At 31.8% G+C, this 23,962-nt stretch carries 23 protein-coding genes; 6 read left to right on the top strand and 17 right to left on the bottom strand.

Annotated elements, in window-relative coordinates; genetic code table 11:
- Positions 1-149: 149 nt before the first annotated feature.
- From hisIE to hisG, 11 genes are all read right to left on the bottom strand, one after another.
- A complete protein-coding gene (hisIE, locus tag Q0975_RS18720) occupies positions 150-746 on the bottom strand; it encodes a bifunctional phosphoribosyl-AMP cyclohydrolase/phosphoribosyl-ATP diphosphatase HisIE (protein ID WP_299439447.1) in 597 nt (198 codons plus the stop codon).
- Between the two features lie 60 nt (positions 747-806).
- The gene (hisF, locus tag Q0975_RS18715) at positions 807-1,562 is read right to left on the bottom strand and encodes an imidazole glycerol phosphate synthase subunit HisF (protein WP_299439446.1); all 756 of its coding nucleotides are present in this window, start codon (positions 1,560-1,562) and stop codon (positions 807-809) included.
- Between the two features lie 97 nt (positions 1,563-1,659).
- The gene (locus Q0975_RS18710) at positions 1,660-2,169 is read right to left on the bottom strand and encodes a DUF1572 family protein (RefSeq protein ID WP_299439444.1); all 510 of its coding nucleotides are present in this window, start codon (positions 2,167-2,169) and stop codon (positions 1,660-1,662) included.
- Between the two features lie 74 nt (positions 2,170-2,243).
- A complete protein-coding gene (hisA, locus tag Q0975_RS18705) occupies positions 2,244-2,975 on the bottom strand; it encodes a 1-(5-phosphoribosyl)-5-[(5-phosphoribosylamino)methylideneamino]imidazole-4-carboxamide isomerase (RefSeq protein ID WP_299439442.1) in 732 nt (243 codons plus the stop codon).
- 32 nt (positions 2,976-3,007) lie between these two features.
- Entirely contained in the window at positions 3,008-3,295 is a 288-nt protein-coding gene (locus Q0975_RS18700; RefSeq protein ID WP_299439440.1) for a GIY-YIG nuclease family protein, read from the bottom strand.
- Positions 3,296-3,344: 49 nt separating this feature from the next.
- Positions 3,345-3,926, bottom strand: a complete 582-nt coding sequence (gene hisH / locus Q0975_RS18695) for an imidazole glycerol phosphate synthase subunit HisH (RefSeq protein ID WP_299439438.1) — start codon at positions 3,924-3,926, stop codon at positions 3,345-3,347.
- A 78-nt stretch (positions 3,927-4,004) separates the two neighbouring features.
- Positions 4,005-5,141, bottom strand: coding sequence for a bifunctional histidinol-phosphatase/imidazoleglycerol-phosphate dehydratase HisB (hisB, locus tag Q0975_RS18690; RefSeq protein WP_299439437.1), 1,137 nt, complete (start codon positions 5,139-5,141; stop codon positions 4,005-4,007).
- Between the two features lie 49 nt (positions 5,142-5,190).
- Entirely contained in the window at positions 5,191-6,240 is a 1,050-nt protein-coding gene (gene hisC / locus Q0975_RS18685) for a histidinol-phosphate transaminase (RefSeq protein WP_299439436.1), read from the bottom strand.
- A 54-nt stretch (positions 6,241-6,294) separates the two neighbouring features.
- Positions 6,295-7,152 carry a DUF3667 domain-containing protein gene (locus tag Q0975_RS18680; protein ID WP_299439434.1) on the bottom strand — a complete coding sequence of 286 codons (858 nt, stop codon included), beginning with the start codon at positions 7,150-7,152 and terminating at the stop codon, positions 6,295-6,297.
- 50 nt (positions 7,153-7,202) lie between these two features.
- Positions 7,203-8,489, bottom strand: coding sequence for a histidinol dehydrogenase (gene hisD / locus Q0975_RS18675; RefSeq protein WP_299439432.1), 1,287 nt, complete (start codon positions 8,487-8,489; stop codon positions 7,203-7,205).
- 15 nt (positions 8,490-8,504) lie between these two features.
- A complete protein-coding gene (gene hisG / locus Q0975_RS18670) occupies positions 8,505-9,362 on the bottom strand; it encodes an ATP phosphoribosyltransferase (protein ID WP_299439430.1) in 858 nt (285 codons plus the stop codon).
- Positions 9,363-9,695: 333 nt separating this feature from the next.
- On the opposite strand from hisG, the gene Q0975_RS18665 reads away from it, so the two are divergent.
- The 4 genes from Q0975_RS18665 (at position 9,696) to Q0975_RS18650 (ending at position 13,999) form a co-directional block, all read left to right on the top strand.
- A complete protein-coding gene (locus Q0975_RS18665; RefSeq protein WP_299439428.1) occupies positions 9,696-10,610 on the top strand; it encodes an OmpA family protein in 915 nt (304 codons plus the stop codon).
- Positions 10,611-10,627: 17 nt separating this feature from the next.
- On the top strand, positions 10,628-11,128 hold the full coding sequence (locus Q0975_RS18660; protein ID WP_299439426.1) for a hypothetical protein: 501 nt from the start codon (positions 10,628-10,630) through the stop codon (positions 11,126-11,128).
- A 116-nt stretch (positions 11,129-11,244) separates the two neighbouring features.
- Complete coding sequence (locus Q0975_RS18655) at positions 11,245-13,023, top strand: sodium:solute symporter family protein (RefSeq protein WP_299439424.1); 1,779 nt, start codon at positions 11,245-11,247, stop codon at positions 13,021-13,023.
- 124 nt (positions 13,024-13,147) lie between these two features.
- Positions 13,148-13,999: a hypothetical protein gene (locus Q0975_RS18650; protein WP_299439422.1), complete on the top strand. Its 852-nt coding sequence runs from the start codon at positions 13,148-13,150 to the stop codon at positions 13,997-13,999.
- Between the two features lie 20 nt (positions 14,000-14,019).
- Here Q0975_RS18650 and Q0975_RS18645 read toward each other — a convergent pair whose 3' ends face one another.
- Positions 14,020-14,643, bottom strand: a complete 624-nt coding sequence (locus Q0975_RS18645) for a hypothetical protein (RefSeq protein WP_299439420.1) — start codon at positions 14,641-14,643, stop codon at positions 14,020-14,022.
- 388 nt (positions 14,644-15,031) lie between these two features.
- On the opposite strand from Q0975_RS18645, the gene Q0975_RS18640 reads away from it, so the two are divergent.
- Positions 15,032-15,781 carry a hypothetical protein gene (locus tag Q0975_RS18640; protein ID WP_299439418.1) on the top strand — a complete coding sequence of 250 codons (750 nt, stop codon included), beginning with the start codon at positions 15,032-15,034 and terminating at the stop codon, positions 15,779-15,781.
- Here the strand turns inward: Q0975_RS18640 and Q0975_RS18635 are convergent, their stop codons facing one another.
- The 5 genes from Q0975_RS18635 to Q0975_RS18615 all read right to left on the bottom strand — a co-directional run bounded on the left by Q0975_RS18635 (position 15,782) and on the right by Q0975_RS18615 (position 22,700).
- Positions 15,782-17,986 (bottom strand): ATP-binding protein, encoded by a 2,205-nt coding sequence (locus Q0975_RS18635; RefSeq protein WP_299439416.1) that lies wholly within the window; start codon positions 17,984-17,986, stop codon positions 15,782-15,784.
- A gap of 294 nt (positions 17,987-18,280) precedes the next feature.
- A complete protein-coding gene (locus tag Q0975_RS18630; RefSeq protein WP_299439414.1) occupies positions 18,281-19,096 on the bottom strand; it encodes a prohibitin family protein in 816 nt (271 codons plus the stop codon).
- A gap of 23 nt (positions 19,097-19,119) precedes the next feature.
- Positions 19,120-21,150 carry a VWA domain-containing protein gene (locus tag Q0975_RS18625; protein ID WP_299439412.1) on the bottom strand — a complete coding sequence of 677 codons (2,031 nt, stop codon included), beginning with the start codon at positions 21,148-21,150 and terminating at the stop codon, positions 19,120-19,122.
- A gap of 160 nt (positions 21,151-21,310) precedes the next feature.
- Positions 21,311-22,057 carry a 3-oxoacyl-[acyl-carrier-protein] reductase gene (gene fabG / locus Q0975_RS18620; RefSeq protein ID WP_299439410.1) on the bottom strand — a complete coding sequence of 249 codons (747 nt, stop codon included), beginning with the start codon at positions 22,055-22,057 and terminating at the stop codon, positions 21,311-21,313.
- 310 nt (positions 22,058-22,367) lie between these two features.
- Entirely contained in the window at positions 22,368-22,700 is a 333-nt protein-coding gene (locus tag Q0975_RS18615) for a hypothetical protein (RefSeq protein WP_299439408.1), read from the bottom strand.
- 239 nt (positions 22,701-22,939) lie between these two features.
- Between Q0975_RS18615 and Q0975_RS18610 the strand changes: the two genes are divergently transcribed.
- Complete coding sequence (locus tag Q0975_RS18610) at positions 22,940-23,914, top strand: Gfo/Idh/MocA family oxidoreductase (RefSeq protein ID WP_299439406.1); 975 nt, start codon at positions 22,940-22,942, stop codon at positions 23,912-23,914.
- Positions 23,915-23,962 lie beyond the last annotated feature (48 nt).

The following is a 23,962-nucleotide window of genomic DNA, read 5'->3' as shown; positions in this document are numbered from 1 at the left end:
TATAAGTAAGTATCTTTCCTAGGCTATTTGTTACCTGTTAAAATGAAATAAATTAATTGACCGGTACTTAAAAAGCCCGGCAAAAATATAAAACTATGTTAAAAACAAGGTATTTATCGACAAAGAAAGTGTTTAGTCGATACTTTTAATTATCCTCGAGATTTTAAAACCTCAACTATATCATTCAGTTTATAGCCTTTAGCCTGTAATAAAATCAGATAATGAAAAAGCAAATCAGCACTTTCATCTAAGAACAGTTTTTCATTATCATCTTTTGCTTCAATAACTACTTCTACTGCTTCTTCTCCAACCTTTTGAGCAATTTTATTCATTCCTTCCCTAAATAATGAAGCTACATAAGATTTCTCATTGTCCTGGTTTTCTTTTCTACTTTGGATAGTTGCTTCCAAATCACTTAAAAAACCAAAAGATTGTGAATTATCTTGATTCCAACACGTATCTGAACCTTTATGACATGTTGGTCCAACCGGATTAACTGTAATTAATAAAGTATCTTCATCACAGTCGTTTTTTATGGTTACCAGATTTAAAAAGTTTCCACTTTCTTCTCCTTTAGTCCATAAGCGGTTTTTAGTCCTACTAAAAAAAGTAACTTTTTTAGAATCTAAGGTTTTTTGATATGCTTCCTCATTCATATACCCAAGCATTAGCACATTCTTAGTAGTTGCATCCTGAATAATTGCAGGAACAAGACCGTCGTTATTTTTATTGAAATTTATTTCCATAGTCCTCACCCCAACCCTCTCCCAAAAGGAGAGAGAGTTTATAGGTTTTTTATATTTAATTTATAATCTTACCGGAATTTCGTTTACCCTTAATTCCTCTTTTAAATCTTTTATCTCTATCTCCTTAAAATGAAAAACACTTGCGGCTAGAGCAGCATCTGCTTTTCCTTCTTTGAAGGTATCTACAAAGTGTTGTATAGTACCAGCTCCACCGGAAGCTATTATAGGAATACTCAACTCATCAGATAATCTAGCCAATGCTTTGTTAGCAAAACCGTCTTTGGTACCGTCGTTATCCATAGATGTAAATAGAATTTCTCCTGCACCTCTATTTTCTACTTCCTTCGCCCAATCAAATAAATCTAGTTCTGTTGGTACTTTTCCACCTACCAAATGCACTATCCAATTTCCATCAATCTGCTTAGCATCTATAGCAACAGTAATACATTGACTTCCGAATTTACCAGCTAAATCATTGATAAGCTGTGGGTTTTTAACAGCGGATGAATTCACTGAAACCTTGTCTGCTCCGTTTTGAAGCAATATGTCAACATCTTCAATTGATGATATCCCTCCACCAACAGTAAAAGGAATATTCACTTTTTCCGCAACCCTAAGTACTAAATTTGCCAATGTTTTTCTTCTTTCTTCGGTAGCTGAAATATCCAAAAACACTAATTCATCAGCTCCTGCTTCAGAATAAATTTGCGCCAATTCCACAGGATCGCCTGCATCTCTTAAGTCAACAAAATTAACACCTTTTACTGTTCGGCCGTTCTTAATATCCAAGCACGGTACAATTCTTTTTGTAAGCATATATTGTTATTATAAGTAGTAAGCATAATGTTGTCTATGTAATTAAAAACACATTTTCCTTTTTCGTACTTTGTACTCTTTGCTAGCTACTAATTACTTATTCATTTTTACTATTCAGATCCATACCATCGTAAAAACCTAAATCTTTATTTTTTATTTGTTTTGTCCAAAAAGCTATCTGTCCTGTATGATATGACAAATGCTCGGTTACATGAATCGCTATACCTATTCCAGAAAAAGTAAAGCCTTGTACTTCTCGTTTTCTCATTAATTCTACAACAGAACAGTTTAACAAAGTCGTCTTTGCATCATTAATAGTATTCTTCAGTTTTGCTAATAATTCCTGTTTAGAGAAACCATCAACAACTTCGAACTCTGCATCACGATCTCTTTTATCTTCTTTATTCCCTAAAGAAGCAATAGCATATTGAGTAATATTACCACAAAGATGTAATATCAAATTACCAACACTATTAGAAGAATCATTAAATCGTTTCCATACATCAGCTTCAGACAATTGATCAAAACTGATAGAAATCATCCTGATACTTTCATCTAATCTATAGACGATTTGTTCCTTGAATTCTTGAGCTATTTCTTCATTCATTATTTTAAAGTATTAGATCCCGCTCTGCAGCGGGATTAGTTCAACTTACAATTTTGAGTCCGTTCTTGAACTCCTTAAAATTGAGTTTCACTAATATAGTTTTCTAATTGCTTCAAACTAATTCGGTTTTCATAAATCGCTTTCCCGATAATAGTTCCTTCACAGCCTAACTCTGCTAGTTTTGGTAATTCATCAAAGGTTGAGATTCCACCAGAAGCTATTAATTTTACGCCTTCTATTTCTTTCAACATTTTCTCATACAAATCAAATGATGGTCCTTCTAACATTCCATCCTTACTGATATCTGTACAAATCACATAAGACACGCCTTGTTTTTGATACTCAGTGACAAAAGGAATAAGCTCTTTATCACTTTCTTCTAACCAACCACTAACTGCAATCTTTTCATTTTGGGCGTCTGCGCCGAGAATGATCTTATCCTTACCAAAGGTAGACAACCAAGATCTAAAAGTATCAGGATCTTTTACAGCAATACTACCTCCTGTTATTTGATTTGCTCCACTATCGAAAGCAATCTTTAAATCTTCATCTGTTTTTAAACCGCCTCCAAAATCAATTTTCAAACTTGTTTTAGAAGCTATTTGTTCTAACACTTTATGATTCACAATATGCTTAGACTTTGCTCCGTCTAAATCTACCAAATGTAAATATTGAATTCCGTGGTCTTCAAATTCTTTGGCAACCTCTAATGGGTTTTCATTATATATTTTTTTAGTGTCATAATCTCCTTTAGAGAGTCGAACACATTTTCCGTCTATGATATCTATTGCAGGTATTATTCTCATTGATTAACTTATTAATCAACCCTGAACTTGTTTCAGGGTCTTTTTTGTACTATTAGCGTCTCTAATTTTGGATTTGATTTCTTTACCAAATTCCATTTCCATTCTTTATGCCAATTTTTTAATTGTTTTTCCCTAGCTCTTGCCAAATTGTCTTCTTCGTATTCTTCTAAATAGATTAAGTCAAATACATTATATCGTTTTGTAAAATACGCTCCATTTCCTGACTTGTCCTCCTTAAGTCTCCTACTGATATCATTAGTAACGCCAATATAAATAACTGTTCTATTTCTATTTGACAATATGTAACAATAATACTTCAACTATAATCTATCAGCTAATTAGCAAGGATTCTGAAACAAGTTCAGAATGTTACAGATTCAAAAAATTCTCTAGAATTTTTGAACCTGTAACACTGCTCTTTTCTGGATGAAACTGCGTTCCATAAAAATTATCTTTCTGCAATGCTGTGCTATAAGGAACTCCATAATGTGATTGCGCAATAGCTTCTTCCATTACTGGAGCATAATAACTATGCACCAAATAGATATACTCTTTTTCCTCTACTCCTTCGAACAATGGAGATTTTAGAGACTCAATTTGATTCCATCCTATCTGCGGTACTTTTACACCATGATTGAAACGTACTACGTCGGTATTAAAAATCCCTAGACCTTTTGTGTCTCCTTCTTCTGTATAATTACACATCAACTGCATTCCTAAACAAATACCTAAAACTGGCTGTTTTAATTGAGGAACTAAAGCGTCTAAGCCTGAAGCCTTCAATTTCTTCATAGCACTACTCGCCTCTCCAACTCCTGGAAAAATAACTTTATCCGCAGCTTTGATTTCTTCTGGATCATCACTTAAGATCGCTTCATACCCTAATCGCTGAATCGCAAATTTTATCGATTGGATATTTCCTGCTCCGTAATTTATAATTACTATTTTCATTTGACTTGTCATCCTAAACTTGATTCAGGATCTCTTTAATTAACTCTAAATATTCTACTTTATACCTAATACTAAAAACTATAACATTCCTTTAGTACTTGGCAAAATCATTTTCTCAGGATCCCTTTTCACCGCAACCTTAATTGCTTTTGCAAAAGCTTTAAATATAGCTTCAATTTTATGATGTTCATTAGTTCCTTCTGCTTTTACATTCAGATTAGCTTTTGCACCATCTGTAAATGATTTAAAAAAATGATAAAACATTTCTGTTGGCATTTTTCCAATCATCTCTCTTTTAAAATCAGCATCCCAAACTAACCAGTTACGCCCTCCAAAATCTATAGCTACTTGCGCTAAGCAATCATCCATTGGTAAACAAAAACCATATCTTTCTATACCAAGCTTATTACCTAATGCTTCACTAAAAACTTCTCCTAATGCAATCGCTGTATCTTCTATAGTATGATGCTCATCAACTTCTAAATCTCCTTTAACTTGTATATCAAGATCCATTTGTCCGTGGCGAGAAATTTGATCTAACATATGATCAAAAAACTCTAATCCTGTAGAAATATTACTTTTACCAGTCCCATCAAGGTTTAATTTAATATAGATATCTGTTTCATTGGTTTTCCTGGTAATTTCTGCCGCTCGATCTTTTAGTTTTAAAAACTCATAAATCTTTTCCCAATCATTGCTTTCTAATGCAATATGATCATTTAACTCATCTCGCTTAATCGTAATTTCACCTGTTCCCAGATTCGTATTATCATTAATAAAAACACCTTTTGAACCTAGGTTTTTTGCTAGCTCCATATCTGTTAATCGATCTCCAATTACGAAAGAATTCTCCAGATCATACTCGTCAGAAAAATACGCTGTTAGCAATCCTGTTCCTGGTTTTCTTGTATTGGCATTTTCATGAGGAAATGTTCTATCTAAAAACACCTTATCAAATACAACTCCTTCGTTTTCGAAAGATTTCATTATGAAATTATGAACTGGCCAGAATGTATCTTCAGGAAACACATTCGTTCCTAACCCATCTTGATTAGTAATCATTACTAATTCATAATCCAATTCTTGAGCTATCTTTCCTAAAAACGTAAATGCTTTAGGATAAAAGATCATTTTTTCAAATGCATCTATTTGCTCGTCTACTGTCTCTTTGATAATCGTTCCATCACGATCTATAAATAATACTTTCTTTTTCATATGCCCTCACCCTAACCCTCTCCCACAAGGAGAGGAAACTAAGGATTTTTTATAATTGTTTTAATATTTCTACTAATTTTTTATTTTCCTCTTTTGTACCCACTGTTAATCTCAGTGTGTTTTCGCAAAGTGGTTGTGTTGTTCGATTACGAATTACAATACCATTTTCTAACAATTGATCATATCTTGTATTCGCATCATCTACCTTTATCAAAACAAAATTTGCATCCGTTTCATAAACTTCCTTTACAAAGTTGACTTCTTTTAAGAAAGTAATCATTCGTTCTCTTTCCATTAAAATACTAGCAACCTCTTTCTTTACCAAACTAACGTTTTCTAATCTTTCTAATGCTCTTTGCTGCGTTAGCTCGTTTACATTATAAGGAGGCTTGATCTTATTAAGCACACCTATGATTTCTTCTGAAGCATAACATAATCCAAGCCTAATTCCAGCCATACCATATGCCTTAGACAATGTTTGTGTGATGATCAAGTTAGGATACATACTAATTTTATTGATCCAACTATCTTTGGATGAAAAATCAATATAAGCTTCATCAATAACAACTAAGCCCTGAAAGCTTTCAAGTATTTTGATAATACTATCTTCTGAAAAAGAATTCCCTGTTGGGTTATTTGGAGAACATAAAAAAATAATCTTAGTAGTCTCATCTACTGCTTGCAAAATTTCAGATACATTGGGCTCAAAATTTTTCGTCAATAAAACTTCTTTTTCATCAATGTTATTAATGTTTGCTAATACCTTATACATCCCATAGGTTGGCGGCAATGTGATAATGCTATCTATTTTAGGTTCGCAAAATGCCCTAAACAAAAGATCCAAAACTTCATCACTTCCGTTTCCTAATAACATATTAGAGGTAGAAACTCCTTTTTGTTCTGCCAATATAGCCTTAAGACTTCGCTGTTGCGGATCCGGATATCTATTTACTCCATTCTCAAAAGGATTTTCATTCGCATCCAGAAAAATCATTTCAGAGCCATCTGAAACATATTCATCTCTCGCAGAGGAATATGGTTTTAATCCCTGTACGTTTTCTCTAGTTATCTTATTTATGTTGAATTGTATTTTGTTCATTTTCCATTGTCGTCCTGAACCGTTTTCAGGATCTCATATTTTAATTTACTAATCTTAATTTATCAAGTTTATTCCAAAAAACTTATCTAATACGACCACTACAACTCCTAATAAAACGCTTATTGTTATAAATGTAATAATTAAGATTAGTAAGAATTTTATAAATTTCCATAAGGTCTTAGCTAGCGTAAGATCACATAATCTTTTATAGGTAAATGAATAATAAAAAACTGCAATTAAAACGCCTGAAGAAAACATGTACGGGTGAACCAGCAATGCGATCACAAACAAAAAAGTGGTTGCAATCATGGAAAAACCTTGTATATAGCAATTAACAACTAAATGCTCTGCGTAATTGTACTTCTTTCTTCCAAAAACTAAATATGAAATAAAAGTATACATAGGAATTGAGAGAAAAGCGAAAAGGTTAAAGTACTTTAAAATCATACCTTGCGACTTTTTTTGACTCTCTATTTGCCCTTTCATGAAATCTTCAAATGCTTTCTGGTCATTTTCATTTTCTAAATTTTTAAGAGAACCTTCTTTTTGTTTAGCACTATCAAATTGAAATCGATAAAAGCTTTCACCAAACATATCAGTTGAAAACTCGGTATATTTATCTGAAAAAGAATTAAAAACAAGCGTTGCTATAGTAAGGCCGATTAAAAGAAACGTAAACGGAGGCATAAATTTCTTTCTGACTCCATTAATGTAATCCTTAGCAACTATATCTGGTGTTACAACCATTGTTCTAAAGGTTCTTAAATATGTATTATCCCAACCAAAAACCTTATTAAGGAATTCCAGAAATATTCTCTTCACGGTAAGTCTTTCTGTAACAACCTTAGCTCCACAACCCTGACAATAATCCGCTATTTCTGAAAAAGCATATTTGCAATTTCTACAATTCATCAATTCTTTATTTACATTATAAACCTTTTAAACACATTTGGTTTAACCAATTACTTTTCTAAACTATTCAATCGTAATGTTACAGCATTTTTATGCGCTTGTAACCCCTCCGCTTCGGCCATTATCTCTATAGCCTTACCAATGCTTTTAATTCCTTCTTCAGATAACTTCTGAAATGTCATTGATTTCATAAAACTATCTAGATTTACTCCACTATATTGTTTAGCATATCCATTGGTAGGCAATGTATGATTTGTTCCTGAAGCATAATCACCAGCACTTTCTGGAGTATAATTACCAATAAAAACAGAACCTGCATTACTTATATTATCAACATAAAAATCCTGATCCGCTACACATACAATAAAATGCTCTGGACCATATTCATTAATTAATTCTAATGCTTCAGTGTCATTCTCAACATAAATTAGTTTAGAATTGGCAATTGCAGCTTCTGCTATCTCTTTTCTTGGCAACACGCTACACTGATTCGTTACTTCTATTTCTACTTCTTTCATAAGTTTTTTAGAAGTAGACACTAAAATCACTTGACTATCTTTTCCGTGTTCTGCTTGACTTAGTAAATCTGAAGCTACAAAAGAAGCATTCGCAGTATCATCTGCAACTACCAATAATTCACTTGGACCAGCAGGCATATCAATGGCCACTCCAAATTTGGTTGCCAATTGCTTCGCTACAGTAACGAATTGATTCCCTGGACCAAATATCTTATAAACTTGAGGTATCGTTTCTGTTCCGAATGTCATTCCTGCAATTGCTTGAATTCCACCAACCTTAAATATTTTGGTTACCCCACAAAGAGCTGCAGTATACAAAATAGCTGGATTGATTTTCCCTTCGGTATTTGGTGGAGAGCATAGAACTATTTCCTTACAACCTGCAATATTTGCTGGAACAGCCAACATTAAAATTGTCGAAAATAAAGGTGCTGTTCCACCTGGAATATATAACCCCACTTTTTCTATAGGTCTTTTTTCTTGCCAACAGCTTACTCCATTTATAGTTTCTACAGAAACCTTTTCTGTTTTTTGCGCCGCATGAAAAACTTCAATATTTGATTTTGCTAATACAATAGCTTCTTTTAATTCATTATTAACTAAATTCTTAGCTTCTTGTATTTCCTCTGATGAAACTACAATTGCATCTAACGTTACTTTATCGAATTTCTGAGTATACCTGTCAATAGCACGATCTCCTTCTATCTTTACTCCATCAAAAACATTTAAAACAACATTTTCGATATCGGCAACTGTTTGCGTTGGTCTTTTTAATAATTCTGACCAGGTACTTCTTTCTGGATTATATATCTTCTGCATCGTCTTTAGAATTAACTACAATACCATTTTTTCAATAGGACACACCAAAATACCTTCTGCTCCTTCGACTTTTAATTCATCCAGAATATCCCAGAACTTATTTTTTTCTACTACGGTGTGAATTGAACTCCATCCTTTTTCTGCAAGTGGCAAAACTGTTGGACTACGCATTCCTGGAAGAATATCTACAATACGTTCAATTTTATCATTAGGAGCATTAAGCAATACATATTTAGAAGCTCTTGCTTTTAATACCGCACGAATTCTAAATTGTAATTTTTCTAGAATTTCTTTATTCTCATTACTAATACTTGGGGAAACTGCTAATACAGCTTCTGAGGTTAACATTACTTCTACTTCTTTCAGGTTATTCTTGAACAAAGTACTTCCACTAGAAACGATATCGCAAATAGCATCTGCCAGACCAATATTAGGAGCTATTTCCACTGATCCTGAGATCTGGTGTAAATCCGCGGATATTCCTCTTTCTTTTAAATATTCATTGACTGTATTAGGATATGAAGTGGCAATTCTTTTCCCATCAAGATCTTTAATGGAGTTATATTCCACATCCTTTGGAACTGCAAGAGACACTTTACATTTAGAGAAATTTAATCTTTCTGAAATAGCAATATCTTTACCTTTTTCTACTAATACATTTTCTCCAATAATCGCAATATCCACCACACCATCTCTAAGGTATTGAGGAATATCACCGTTACGCAGAAACATAACTTCCATAGGAAAGTTTCTTGTGGTTGCTTTTAGTTGATCTTTACCATTATCGATAGAAATCCCACAATCTTTTAAAATCTGAACAGAATCCTGGTTAAGTCTTCCACTTTTTTGAATAGCAATTTTAATTTTTGACATTTTCTCTTTTTTGTTGTTGTGTTTGGTCAATTCAAAACAAGCTTTAAATAAAAAAACCCGTTTGAGAATGCTCAAACGGGTTATTATATATGATTAACTTATACACATATCAACTTACCACGCCTGAGCGGAGATGTAAGAATGATGATGATGTAAAAGAATATTTTTCATTGCTTCTAATATGGTGCGAATTTATAAAAAATATTTTTTCTGAAATGTATTTCAGCTTAATTTTTTGTTATTTATCTTTTTTCGAAGTATAAATCACTCTATTATAATAATTTAATTAAAACATTTTTATAACTTTAAGAGACTAACACTAATCATCAACATATGAAAAATTTAATTTCATTCTTTATTTTTATCTTATTCGCTTTACTGGGAATGTGGTGGTACTATTCCTGCAATTGGTGTCTTGGCGATAGAAATAAGGGGTCTTCTATTGTAGAGGAACAAATTAATCTCGAAGCAGAGGCCAAAGCTAAAAAGGCTTACGAGGATAGTTTAGCGCTAGCTCACGGTCTATATGCTAAGGATAACCTAAACGCTGATGTTTTTAGATATCCAGAAAATCTTCAAATAAACAATTCCAATTCTGAAGTATACATTCCAGATGCCGTTCAAGATTTTGAGGCTAACATAGCCCAATATCTTGGTCAAAATCAAGATCAGGAATTAATCATTTATGGTTATGAAACCACTGATGAGAAAAACAACGGTAAAGAAGTTGGACTCGCTAGATCAAATTATATCAAAGATATTCTGATAAAAGCCGGAATAAATGGGGATCGAATTGTTCCTAAAGCAAAATTATATACTTATGATTACAACTCTGATGGTAAATATAATGGCGGTATTCTTCTAAATTTTCATAAAATAGATGAATCTAGGTTAAAAGAAGTTGAAAAAGGCATTGCCAATAGAACTTTATACTCTGATTTTGGATCAAAAGAGTTTAAACCAGATGCTACTTTATCAAATTACGCACTAGAGCTCAAAAATTATTTAAACAAGTATCCTGATAAAACAGTATTAATTACCGGACATACTGATAATGTTGGTGACGATGAAGCTAATCAATTTGTTGGTTTAAAAAGAGCTGATAATGTTAAAAACTATCTAGCTTCTAAGGGTATTCCTATCGAGAAACTTACTTCAGAATCTAAAGGAGAGTCTAATCCTATTGCTCCAAATGATACAGAAGAAAACAGAGCAAAAAACAGAAGAATAGAAATAATTGTAAACTAAATAAAATAACCAAAAATATGTTAGATTTTTTAAATGAAGCAAATTGGTGGTGTCTACTACTATTGTTATTAATTGCATTCTTACTAGGATGGTTCTTATCAAAATGGAGTCTAAAAAATAAATATAAAACAGAACTAGATCAATGTTTGAGGGAAAAAGAGAAGCTAAGAAATGGAAATTTCAAAAAAGCAAATACAACATTTACTAACCCTATTCCCGTCGAAACAAATGATACTCAAAAGACAATAGCATCAGGTGATACCGAAACAAAACCTCAACTAAACTTTGAAAGTTTTGGAAAAGCGGATGAATCACAAAAAGATGATCTTAAATTAATTAGTGGTGTAGGTCCTTTTATAGAAGAAAAATTGAATAGTATAGGAATATATACTTTTGATCAGATAAGTAGATTTACGAAAGAGGATATCGACACTGTTACAGATTTAATACAGTTCTTTCCTGGTCGAATTGAGCGTGACAATTGGGCAAACCAAGCAGAAAAGCTTAAAGATAAATAGTGCTACCAACACATATTAAAACTTAGCCTTTATGAAAGCATCATAAAGGCTTTTTTTTGATCTTTTTGTATACTAAAAAAGTATTAGATTTACGAAATCTAACTAATTTCTGTTTTATGTCATTATCTACTTTAGATTGGGGAATCATTATTTCATTTTTTATAGTTTTTGCAATTATTGGTATTGCTGTTTCTAAAAAATCCGGTAAAAGTGCTAAAGAATTCTTTTTATCCGGAAGAAATATGCCTTGGTGGTTATTAGGAATTTCTATGGTGGCTACTACTTTTTCGGCAGATACGCCAAATCTAGTAACGGACATTGTGAGACAGAACGGAATTTCTGGTAATTGGGTTTGGTGGGCTTTCTTACTTACGGGAATGCTTACAGTATTTGTTTATGCTAAATTATGGAGAAGATCAGAAGTGTTAACGGATCTTGAATTTTATGAAATCCGTTATAGCGGAAAAGCAGCAGCGTTTCTAAGAGGGTTTAGAGCTATTTATCTTGGCGTCTTTTTTAACGTAATGATTATGGCTTCAGTTTGTTTGGCTGCTATTAAGATTGGGGGCATATTATTCGGTTTAGCTCCATGGCAATGTGTATTATACGCTTCCATAATAACCGTTATCTATAGTGCACTTGGAGGATTAAGAGGTGTTATATTTACTGACTTCCTACAGTTTATTGTTGCGATGATTGGTTCTATAGCCGCAGCTTACTACCTTATTAATTTACCTGAAGTTGGCGGGTTATCCAACTTATTAGAACATGCTAATGTAAGTGACAAGCTTAACTTCTTACCCGATTTTAACGATACTAAAACTTTGATTCCATTATTAGTAATACCTCTTGCTGTACAATGGTGGAGCGTTTGGTATCCTGGTGCCGAACCAGGTGGTGGTGGATATATCGCACAGCGAATGCTTTCGGCTAAAGATGAAAAAAATGCAATAGGAGCTACTCTTTTATTTAATATTGCACATTACGCTCTAAGACCTTGGCCATGGATATTAATTGCCTTGATTTCTTTGGTTATCTTCCCGGAGTTGGATACTATTCAAAAAGCATTTCCCAATGTAGATCCTAATATTATTGGTCATGATTTAGCGTATCCCGCAATGTTGACTAAATTACCGAGTGGGTTGCTAGGTCTTGTGGCTGCCTCATTAGTGGCCGCTTTTATGAGTACTATATCCACTCATTTAAATTGGGGATCTTCTTACATTGCAATTGATTTTTATAAAAGATTTATCTCTCCTGATGTTGGTGAAAAAAAATTAGTAAATATTGGTCGTCTCAGCACTGTAGGATTAATGATTTTGGCTGCATTGCTTGCTTTAGCTTTAGAAAGCGCCTTAAGCACCTTCAATATCCTTTTGCAAATCGGAGCTGGTACTGGATTAATTTTTATACTAAGATGGTTCTGGTGGCGTATTAATGCTTATAGTGAAATCACTGGTATGATTGTTTCTTTTGTGATTGCAATTTGGTTTGAATTTGCTCACGAGGCTGTTTTTGGATCAAAATTAGAAGGATATCAAGAATTAGTAATTGGAGTAGTATTTACAACAATTTCATGGATTTCTGTTACACTCATTACCAAGCCAACAGATAATGAAACCTTAAGCAAGTTTTACAATAAAGTAAAACCTTATGGAATAGGTTGGAATGGTCTTAAATCCAAGCTATCACAAACAAATATCATCTTAGATAAAAGCACAGATAAATTCACTGTTGATCTTGCTTCTATGCTACTAGGAGTGTTATTGGTTTATTGTTCATTATTTGCAACTGGATATTTTATTTATGGAAATATTACAGGTGCATTAATCTTATCAGCCATCACTATTGCTGCAGTATTAGTTTTAATGAGAATTAGAAGGAAACCTTTGTAACTCCATACGACCTTAACATGCCAAAAATAAAGACTTAGCAATCCTTTTTCTTGAAATCTTTAGATTGTAAGAATTCACTTATTAATATTTTCTTATATTTAAGTAATTCTTACCCTTAAGATTTATGAGAAAAAAAATACTTCTATGTCTAGTCATGCTTTCTATGCAAATAGATGCTCAAGAAAAAACAATAGTTGTTGGTAACCCTACCACAACCTATGTCAACATTATCGATGTACAGAATATGGGCAATTGGACCGAAATCTCTTTAGAATTTAATCCTACTAATGATATCAATGCTACACTTCATCCTCCTACAGGTAAATCTCCATTTATCCTTAGTGATCAAAGAGGTAATAGATACGCTCTTAAAAATCAAATGGGATGGGAAGGTCCTGATCCAGGAGGCTATGGAACCGTAAAACTTGTAACTAATGAAAAAAAATATCTGAAGTTATTCTTTAATAAATTAGAGAAAATTGATGAAATATATTCATTAACAGAACTAGGTTGTGAAACCGGTTGTTGGAATTTTTATGATATAAGCTTAAAAGATAAAGTAATAGAAACTGTTAAGAAAGAAGACGTTTCTACCAAATTCACAAAAAGTTGGGTGGATTACAATGTAACCGAAGATGGTAAAAAAGGTATGAGAATCCATGGAGAATTCACGGTGTATAACTTGAAAGGAAAAGAATGTTATATGTTAGTGCGTTTTGCAGATAAGGACGAAAAATTCCTCACCACTACCAAAGTAGGGTATAAAAATGTTTCTGGTCATATTTCATTATACAAAAAACTCATCCCAAAATATAATAATTCTTATTATGAAGATGTAGTTGTTTTTATGCCTTATACAGAATTTAATCTATCAAAAGAATATCACAACCTAAAATATGATGTGGATCTGATATACAAAAATGGCGAACTTATTAAACATTTTGAAATGGTAGACTTCTATTATGATAATAAATAAGTAAAATTGAACCCTAGGAATTAATCAAGATAATAGACAGCTTCTAAATATTTTTTAATTCCTGATTTTTCATCTTTTTTAGATTTCAATTCTTTTAAAACTCCTGCTACTTGTATTCTTTTTTCCGGAAGTTTGTGAGATCCTTTTGCGTGGGCAATAATAAAAGTTTCTGACGACTCCTCTTCTACTATTTCATATACATCATAGGTATCAATTATCGGAATCATAGTAAAGGTAGTCACTTTACCTGCTACAATTGGAACCATAATAAATCCATTAAAATCAGATTTAGATGCTATCTTTTTAGGAATACCCGTTATAATCGTATTCTTAGATAAACTCCCTTTATCATTTGCTTCAGAAGGAAGTAATACTTGAGCTGCATATTCCACATACATAGATTTCAAATCATCAGTAAGATTGGAAATCAACTGCTTTTTCGCACCTTCCTCTAGCCTAGAAATCGCTAGTTCCAAGAAAAGAATCATGGTCTGTTTATTACTAAAAAGACCCGCTATTTTTCCTAATTCAGCTTTTGAAATTACTCCGTCATCGGCTTTGGTAAGAATATTATAAAACCTTCCTCCATTATCCAATGAAGTTATAGCTTCGTTTATATCTTTATATGGTTCTATCTTTTTCATGTGTTATTAGTTTTGAATATTATAAAGCATCTGTCCTAAGAATTCTCCAAAAAGATAGATCCCAGCGGTTCCAATCAAGCATATATACAACAATATAAAGAGATTTCTTCTTTTCTTATCTTTCTCTTCTTTAATTGAAATAATACCTGAAAAACTTAACAATAAAACAAAAAAGTAATTCATAACTGAACAATATAGTTTACCTATTAGTATAAAATTCATGAGTATTGTTACAATTAAATATTTTTTAATGTGAAGTAATTATAGGTTTAGCAAATAATATCATTTATCTCCTAGGCAACCTTTAGTTTTAATCAATTAAACCAATCTCTCAATTATATCTGTTACAAATTTTAAGACCTATCGTCTTCTGAATAAACGGAAGTATATGAGATACCCATTTATTAAGCGTAAATATTATTTTTCCTTATTCAAAGATATAGCTGGTTTTATTAAAAATCCAGATACCCAAATAACATCTCAAAAATCAACAAAACTTAAAATTTATGACACCATAGGATTGTATATTTTAAAAATGATATTCTTGATTCCTGTAGTTTTATTTTTCGCATTAGTTTATGACCCCGAAAATATTCAAGGTGTAAAGATGTCTGAACGTTTTTCCCCTTTGGTGTTTTTATTAGTTGGAGGATTTCTTCTGCCCCTAATTGAAGAAGTTGCCTTTAGGCTTTCTTTAAAGTTTAAACCGATTTACCTTGCACTATCCATCAGTGTGTTTTTATATTATTTTTTAACTAAAGTTATTTTTCAAACTAAAAATACTGCTGTAGATGAGAGTTTCGTTATTAGAATTGTTTCAGCAATTGCAATAGGGGTCATTCTTTTACCTATACTAAATAGCAAATTGGTAAAGCGGAAATTGACAAAATTTTGGAGTAGCAACTTTCGAATTATATACTACGTGTCCTGCATAGTTTTTGCTTGGATGCATATCTCCAAATATGAATTGGTTTGGATAAACATTGTCTTATTACCTATTCTTACTTTACCTCAATTAATGAGCGCAATAGCTAACGGGTATATAAGAGTAAAGTTTGGATTTCAATATCCATTACTTTTTCACATGTCTAATAATTTGGTATCTATAGGATTGTCTTTACTACTAACTGCGAAGTAATTATTTTTCTTTTTGATTCACCAAAGTATCAAAAAGCCTGTCTATCTGTAAAGGTTTCCATAAAAAGCCATTAAAGTAAGTCAAATAATCTTCGTTATTAACAGCTGTCACATCTGCTGTTAGCGCATATATGGGAGTATGTTGATTTTCATTTGTTGAATTTCTTATAAGCTTAGCAGCATCAAAACCATTCATTTCCGGCATATGAATATCCATTAAAATAAAATCTACTTTTGCCTCTTTAGCAACCTTAACAGCATCACACCCATTTTTTACACGCTGTATTTTCACTCCCCATTTTTTTAGTAACTGCCCCATAACTAAAGCATTTACTTCATTGTCTTCTGCAAGGATTGCTGTTGTATTTTTAAGTTGATTTGTATGCTTTTGATTAACCTGAACAATTGCTTTAGCTCTTTCTAATGTTAACTCAAAGTAAAAAGTCGAACCTTTTCCTTTTTCGCTAGTTAGACTAACGGTACTACCGAACAATTCTACTATTTTTTTAACAATTGCCAAACCTAATCCCGTACCTCCATTATTTCTTGTTGTTATAGTAGAAGGTATATAAAAACTATCAAAGAGTCTACTTTGTTCATCTTCAGCTATCCCAACCCCTGTATCTTCTATACTAAAAGAAATTGTATCCTTATTCTTTACAGAGGATATTAACTTAATATCTATAGACACAAATCCTTTGTTTGTGTATTTTATAGCATTGCTTGCTAGATTTCCTAAAATTTGAAACAATTTGGTTTCATCAAGCATGTAAAATTTACTTAACGCTACATCAATTTGAACATTCAACTCTATCCCTTTTTCAAGAGCCATTCCTAAATAGGTTTCCTTAATATTATTAATAAGCTCTTCGAAATTAACCGAATACATTTCCAATTCCATTTTATCAGAATCTAACTTGGAAAAATCTAAAATGTCGTTAATAATTCGCATTAAATTCTTAGAAGAAAATTGTAGCGATTTTAGTAACTTTTGATCATCTGCATCTGCTCTTTCCTTTAACATGGAAATAATACTTGTAACGGCATTCAGTGGAGTTCTTATCTCGTGACTCATAGCGGATAGAAATGACTGCCGCATTTTTGCGGTTTCTTCTGCTTGTTTTTTCTTTATTACAATAGCTTCTTTTTCTCGTTTAAGATTTTCTTCTTGTTGCTCATATTTCATTTTAGAAATACGTTCATAATTCTCTATAACTTTTACAGTTTGAGAATTAACTGAAGCATCTTTTTCTATTAAATAGCTTTCGAGATATTTTAAAGCTTTTTCATGTTCGTTTTCACCTCTATAGGTTTCATAAAGAAGATGACTTGCCTTATATTTAGTTCTAGATAGATTATATTTTGTACTATGAGCCACCACTTCTTTTAGTAAAGTTTTCGCTTTTTCACTTTCTCCCGTTTCAAGATATAATTGAGCTAGTTTATGCTTAGTCATTCCTATACCATAAACCTCATTATATTTTTCGTGTATACTCAACGCTTTTATAAAATCAGCGCTAGCTTTTTCATACTCTTTGTTATAACTATACACTTTACCTCGACCGTAAATAGCAAAAGCAAGACCTCTATCATCTCCTGTTTCTAATTTTAACTCTATTGATTTATTAATCATTTCTAGAGCTTCTTTAGGCTTATCCTTTTTGAGCAACATCCCTGACATAGGGTTATACACATTGGATTCAAAATTTTTATTTTTGCATTTTTTTGCAGTTTCAATAGCTATTCTATAGGCTTCAGTTGCATTATTTTCATCCCCTAAAATTTCATAAATAGAACCAAGCGATTTTTGAGTTCTAGATTGATTATGCCAATCATCATATTTTTGATAAATAACTAAGGCATCAATGAGATAAATCATCCCAAGATGATAATTGTTTGTTTTATAATGTATACCTGCAATACTATATTTAGCATCAGCTACTCCTCTATCATCTTCTAATGATTCAAAACATTTAATCGCTCTTTCTGCAAAAGACAAAGCTTCACCACCTTTTCCACAAATCATACTGAACAATGACAACATGTTTAAGCTTTTACCAATACATGCTTTATCATCTATTTTTTCACTTAACAACAATGCCTCATTAGCCAATTTCACACTTTCTTGTAAATCATTAACCCTAAGTTCATAGGATTGATCAAGTAGATGTGTGATTTTAGACAATGCGGTATTCTGTTCGTTCATACGAAACAACTATGTAGTATAATTCTTATTAATAATTCTACAAAAAAAAGATTAAATGATTGTTAATAAAGATAAAAATACACTATTTTTTAAATTCATTCTTAGTAACCCAACTATTTTTGAAGTACAAGTCATTTCAAAAAAAAATAATTAACAGTATTATTCCCTAGGTTTAGTATGCGAATATTTTACTACATTTTAAGATTAACTAACGCGCATAAAAAAACCACCATAAAATATTCTCATATTTTATGATGGTTATAAACTTAGAAGATATACTAGATATATCTTTTTCTACTGATTTCCTAGGATTATAGGCATTCCACTTTCACCTGAGCCTATTACTATCACTTTAGCATTAGTAGATTTAGCTAATTCTAAAGTGGCTTCAATTCCTTTTTCTGTAAGAATTTTATCTGTTAATGAAGCACTTAGAATTTGGTTAGCAATGGCTTTACCTTCTGCATCAATTTTTTGTCTTTCGGCCTCTTTTTGAGCTTTCGTTAATTTAAACTCATACTCTAATGATTCTTGCTCTTGTCTTAATTTACGCTCAATAGCTTCCTTGATTGTTGGAGGTAAAGTTACATCACGCACCAAAACTTCATTTAATTGAATAAATTGATTCCCTACAATCTTTTTTGTTTCTTCATAAATCTCTTTCTGAATTACATCTCTCTTACTAGAATACAATTGTTCTGGAGTATACCTACCGACTACACTACGAGCCGCAGATCTTATCGTTGGTAATAATATTCGTTGTACATAATTCTCTCCTTTTTGTTGGTGTAATAGCCCCAACTTTTCATATTGCGGCTGAAACCAAGCCGATGCGTCTAATTTTATCTCCAGACCATTAGAAGAAAGTACTTGCATTTTTTCAAAAACTTCTTGTTGCCTTACTTCATAAACAATTACTTTATTCCATGGAGCCACTAAATGAAACCCTTCTCCAAGAGGAGGTTCATCAGTCACAACTCCTTCATCAAAAGTTTTATAAAGTACTCCAGCTTCTCCAGAGCTAATAGTAATTGTAGATTTTGTAATAAAAACTATTACTAAAACAACAATAATAAGAATAGGTAACCCTATTTTAGGTAATTTTTCCATGATAAATTTTTAAATTTTTAATTTTAAATAAGCCCATTATATTTTCTCATAAACCACTCTATAGAGAGCAATAATATTATAATTGCCAAAAGATATTTCCAATCTATTAAAGATACGATATTTTCCTTGCTCTTCTGGATTGCCTGATATCTCTGATCCTCAATTAGATCACGAATCAAGATTTCATTTTGATTCATAAAATAAGCCTTTCCATCAGTATTAGTCGCTACTTGTATTAGTTTTGTTACATCTGCATTAAGTAATTGTTGTTCTACATCATAATCTAAAATGCTAAAACTTCCAGAACGTGATATATTTTCACCTGCGACCATTACAGTGTAATCATAATTCCCGGACGACAAACTACTAAGATCAGCCTCATACGAATTGTTTTTCAATAACATTGGTATCGTCTGAGATGCTTCAGTATCTTTATTTTTAACCACAATATTTAAGCTCCCTCTACGATCAAATTCATAGTTTTTGGTAAAATACTCTGCTTTGATTTTAATACTTGCGTTACCATAATAAAAAGATTCTGAAATGGTATTTAATCTACTTTTTCTTTTGTTAGAGGCTAAATATTGGATCAACTTTCCAAATAATTCATCAAAGCTCTTAAAATTTTTATTATCCAAATAATCCTGCGCTCTCCATCTCCATATTCCGTCTCCGAATAAAACTGCCTCTCTTATACCATTCTCCTCTATAGTAACTAATAGAGGTTCCTCAGTAGTAATATTACCTATATTTCTTTGTAATAACATATCATAAGAGGAATTCATATATATTTCTCCAAATGCACCAATCAGTGGTGGATACCCGTTGAAACCAATATCTTCTATCAAGAAAGTTCCGTAGTTAGGATTAAATCTCGGTAAGTAATACTCAGTTTGTCTAGTAATCTCTTGTCTGTACTTCTTTTGGATTTTATTAAGAAATGCCCAATCAGTTTTAGCTCCAGTTATTGTGAAATAATTTTTTCTAGTACCTTCTAGTTTTTTGTAAACTCCATTAAACCGAGCATTAGGTTGATATAAAATAATAAGCTGATATTCTTCTAGATCTTTCACCTCTGTAGGCTTTATGATCGTAAGACTTCTACGTTCATTACTTTCAACACTTTTTTTAATCGCTCCTAAATCTGGATGCATTAGATCACTGATCAATAATACGTTTGTTTTTTGATCAATTACTTCTACCGCAAAATCTTTGCTATTATTTATAGTGTTCTTCTCATTTTCTACCGGAATTAACGTCGTTCTATACTTCAGTACTCCTGCAGTATTAGCAGCTAGTGTAAAATTAATTACTTTAGAGTTATTTTCTTCAGAGAAAGAAACAGGTTGAGAATATATTGTATTCCGACCAGATTTAACCTCAAATCTTGTATTGATACTTTCTAAACCAGAATAGGTAAGAATGACCTCTACCGGAAATTTATTCTTAAGGTATGCATAACGATTTACATTAAGCTGTTGAATTTTTGTGTCAGTTACTTTAGCAGTATCTCCCGTAATTATTGGGAAAACTTGTTGTTTATATGTCTTACTACTATATTGATAATCTCTACCATAGGTCTGATTACCATCAGTAACCAATATCGTTGGCGCATTAGAATTTTTGTATATCTGATCTAAATTTTCTAATGCTTTAGAAATATTGGTTTGTTTCTGATCAAACGTTAAACTTAAGGTGTCTTTTAATTCATTAGAAAACGAATAGTATTTTATATCAAATCGTTCCTTAAGTTCTTCATTTTTTTGAATCCTATCAACAAACTGTGATACCGACTGACCTTGATTTAGATGATGTATTGAGGAAGAATTATCAATGGCAACTACTAAAGTAGGTTTTTCCGTATAATAAGAATTCTTCCTGAATGTAGGATTAATTAGTAAAATCAACAATGCAAAAACACTTAAGAAACGTAAAAAAGCAAAAAACAGATTCCTTTTGGTTCTATTCTTTGCTTTATTCATATATTGAAATAGCGCAATAATCAATGCAATTATGCCTGCTATAATAATCAATACTATATTTTGTGTCTGCATTCTTGTTAATTACGATCTAAGAGTTCAGATTTACAATTTTTGTTTTTCAAATTTTAAGGTAGTTAATTAGAAGCCTGAAAATAATCACATTTAATTAAAAAGATCTTAAACTTATTAAAAAACTAATCAAAAATCGTTAAACGTAATTCGAGAATTTAACTTAGGTTAGCATTCCTCCATCTACATTAAGTACTTGTCCTGTAACATATCCACTTAACTCACTTGCTAAAAACAAACAAGCATTAGCTATATCTTCTGGAGCTCCACCTCTTTTTAAAGGTATAGCTTTTCTCCATTCATCTACAACTTTTTCATCAAGCTTACCTGTCATTTCGGTTTCAATAAAACCTGGAGCAATCACATTGCTACGTATATTTCTAGAACCCAATTCTAAAGCAACTGATTTAGAAAAACCAATAATACCTGCTTTAGAAGCAGCATAATTTGCTTGACCTGCATTTCCTTTTACCCCAACAACAGAACTCATATTAATTATACTTCCGCTACGTTGCTTAAGCATTGTTCTTTGCACTGCTTTAGTCATATTAAAAACACTTTTAAGATTGACTTCGATTACCTTATCAAAATCCTCTTCACTCATTCTCATAAGTAAATTATCTTTAGTAATCCCAGCGTTATTGACCAATATATCTATGCTTCCAAAAGTATCTAGAACATCTTTCGCTAAGCTCTCAGATTCCTCAAAACTAGCAGCATTACTTTGATATGCTTTTGCTTGAACACCTAAATCATTCAATTCTTTTTCTAAATCTTTTGCTGCATCTACAGAAGAACTATATGTAAATGCCACGTTTGCACCTTGTTTTGCAAAAACTTGTGCTATTCCTTTTCCAATACCACGAGTAGCACCAGTGATAATTGCAGTTTTGCCTTGTAAGAGATTCATTCGCTCTATAATGTTTTTTGGTATGACATACCATTTGTAAATGATATGTATGATTTTGTGTTTTCAAATATAAGAATTACTAACAGCTCACCAACAATAAACCCTTTGATTTCTATTAGGTTTTATACACAAAGATCAAATCTAATTTCATCTCCAATCCAATTAAAAGTATTTTCATCACTTTATATAATTGAATATGTTAGGGTTATTAAAAAAATAACACGCCATCTACACTAGTAACAACTAAGGAATACGAAAAAAAAACCTCAATTATTTTAATTGAGGTTTTTTAGTATCGTAATAAAGCATCTTAATGATGTACAACTGCTTCTGACCTATAAGAGGATAAATTTTTCTGAAATTTATGGTATTTTTTCATCACCCTAAAAACCTCATCTCCTATTTCTTTAGAAAGCTTTACAGAATCCTTTAATAAATCCGAGGCTTTACTAATCGTTTGTGATAACTTACGTCCACTATCATCCAATTCTAAGAATTGTCTATGCATATCTGGTGTACAGGGTTCGCAGCGATACGAATGCAAATCTAAAAGCATTGCAGAAAGTTCATCTTTCATACGTCTTAATCTAAGGGTATGTGTCTGTCGGTTTGGAGATTCTTTTGAAGTAGTTTGATTTTTCATTATGGTTTGGTTTTAAAAGTGAGTGTTTTAAATTTACCTATAATTAATTACACATCAAAAAATTTAATCGGTATATGCACATGTTTTATATTTATGTTAAATAATTAAACGATTTATAAAAAAATCAACATTAAATTTTAATAAAAAACTCGAAAAAGATAATCATCAGAAATTAAAAAAAAAGGGCATTTTCCCTTATTTTTCAATCACCTAAATAACAATTAAGAGAATTAATGACCATGAAAAAAAAGTATTGCTGGGGAATCATCGGTTGCGGTAAAATTGCACATAAATTTGCAGAAGACTTGGCGACCATTCCTAACGCAACATTATATGCAGTGGCAAGCAGAGATACAAAAAAGGCTAAAGATTTTGGAAAAGCATACAATGTTTTTCGGTGTTACGGAAGTTATCAAGAGCTTATAACAGATCCCAAGGTAGATATTATCTACATAGCTACTCCTCATGTGTTTCACTACGAAAATACACTAATGTGTCTTCATCATAAAAAGGCGGTATTATGCGAAAAACCATTTGCAATGAACAGTAAGCAAGTAAAAGAGATGATTGCTGTTGCAAAACGGAATAATACTTTTCTAATGGAAGCATTATGGACTTACTTCTTGCCACATTACATATATGCTTTAAAAGCAATAAAATCTAATGACCTTGGCACAATTAAAAACTTAAAAGCTGATTTTGGTTTCGCAAGCTCCTATGATCCTAAAAACAGGTTATTCAATAAGAAATTAGGAGGAGGTAGCTTACTGGATGTAGGGATTTATCCTTTATTTGCTGCACTAAGCATTTTAGGAAATCCAGATAAAATCGAAGCAAATGCCACATTCGACAAAAATGGTATTGATGAAAATTGTACCATGTTACTAACCTATAAAAATAATGTTCAGGCTTCTTTATACTCTTCAATTACTAAAGAAACAAATACGGAAGCTATTATTGAATTAGAAAAAGGAATCATCACGATAAATACTCGTTTTCACGAACCTTCTTCAGTAATTATTACCAAGAATGGGATTTCAAAATTACATGAGTTTCCTGTTAGCACAAATGGCTATAGTTTTGAAGCGATCCATGTACAAGAAATGCTCGCTCAAGGCACTATGGAAAGTACAGTCATGACCTTTGAGACAAGTCTACAATTAATTAATTTATTAGATACTGTTAGAAATAAGATTAACTTACAGTATGAATAGCTAATACTATTTAAAACCTATACAAAGTATTAAATATTTTACAAAATG

This window comes from uncultured Aquimarina sp. (assembly GCF_947500065.1).
In the GTDB taxonomy this organism is placed as follows: domain Bacteria; phylum Bacteroidota; class Bacteroidia; order Flavobacteriales; family Flavobacteriaceae; genus Aquimarina.
Note: the sequence above shows the minus strand (reverse complement) of the source record. Positions and strands in the feature narration are given on the sequence as shown.

Bases quoted from the DNA above. Each gene is read 5' to 3' on its own strand.
- hisIE (WP_299439447.1), bottom strand. From the start codon at position 746: ATGGAAATAAATTTCAATAAAAATAACGACGGTCTTGTTCCTGCAATT.
- hisF (WP_299439446.1), bottom strand. From the start codon at position 1,562: ATGCTTACAAAAAGAATTGTACCGTGCTTGGATATTAAGAACGGCCGA.
- Q0975_RS18710 (WP_299439444.1), bottom strand. From the start codon at position 2,169: ATGAATGAAGAAATAGCTCAAGAATTCAAGGAACAAATCGTCTATAGA.
- hisA (WP_299439442.1), bottom strand. From the start codon at position 2,975: ATGAGAATAATACCTGCAATAGATATCATAGACGGAAAATGTGTTCGA.
- hisH (WP_299439438.1), bottom strand. From the start codon at position 3,926: ATGAAAATAGTAATTATAAATTACGGAGCAGGAAATATCCAATCGATA.
- hisB (WP_299439437.1), bottom strand. From the start codon at position 5,141: ATGAAAAAGAAAGTATTATTTATAGATCGTGATGGAACGATTATCAAA.
- hisC (WP_299439436.1), bottom strand. From the start codon at position 6,240: ATGAACAAAATACAATTCAACATAAATAAGATAACTAGAGAAAACGTA.
- Q0975_RS18680 (WP_299439434.1), bottom strand. From the start codon at position 7,152: ATGAATTGTAGAAATTGCAAATATGCTTTTTCAGAAATAGCGGATTAT.
- hisD (WP_299439432.1), bottom strand. From the start codon at position 8,489: ATGCAGAAGATATATAATCCAGAAAGAAGTACCTGGTCAGAATTATTA.
- hisG (WP_299439430.1), bottom strand. From the start codon at position 9,362: ATGTCAAAAATTAAAATTGCTATTCAAAAAAGTGGAAGACTTAACCAG.
- Q0975_RS18665 (WP_299439428.1), top strand. From the start codon at position 9,696: ATGAAAAATTTAATTTCATTCTTTATTTTTATCTTATTCGCTTTACTG.
- Q0975_RS18660 (WP_299439426.1), top strand. From the start codon at position 10,628: ATGTTAGATTTTTTAAATGAAGCAAATTGGTGGTGTCTACTACTATTG.
- Q0975_RS18655 (WP_299439424.1), top strand. From the start codon at position 11,245: ATGTCATTATCTACTTTAGATTGGGGAATCATTATTTCATTTTTTATA.
- Q0975_RS18650 (WP_299439422.1), top strand. From the start codon at position 13,148: ATGAGAAAAAAAATACTTCTATGTCTAGTCATGCTTTCTATGCAAATA.
- Q0975_RS18645 (WP_299439420.1), bottom strand. From the start codon at position 14,643: ATGAAAAAGATAGAACCATATAAAGATATAAACGAAGCTATAACTTCA.
- Q0975_RS18640 (WP_299439418.1), top strand. From the start codon at position 15,032: ATGAGATACCCATTTATTAAGCGTAAATATTATTTTTCCTTATTCAAA.
- Q0975_RS18635 (WP_299439416.1), bottom strand. From the start codon at position 17,986: ATGAACGAACAGAATACCGCATTGTCTAAAATCACACATCTACTTGAT.
- Q0975_RS18630 (WP_299439414.1), bottom strand. From the start codon at position 19,096: ATGGAAAAATTACCTAAAATAGGGTTACCTATTCTTATTATTGTTGTT.
- Q0975_RS18625 (WP_299439412.1), bottom strand. From the start codon at position 21,150: ATGCAGACACAAAATATAGTATTGATTATTATAGCAGGCATAATTGCA.
- fabG (WP_299439410.1), bottom strand. From the start codon at position 22,057: ATGAATCTCTTACAAGGCAAAACTGCAATTATCACTGGTGCTACTCGT.
- Q0975_RS18615 (WP_299439408.1), bottom strand. From the start codon at position 22,700: ATGAAAAATCAAACTACTTCAAAAGAATCTCCAAACCGACAGACACAT.
- Q0975_RS18610 (WP_299439406.1), top strand. From the start codon at position 22,940: ATGAAAAAAAAGTATTGCTGGGGAATCATCGGTTGCGGTAAAATTGCA.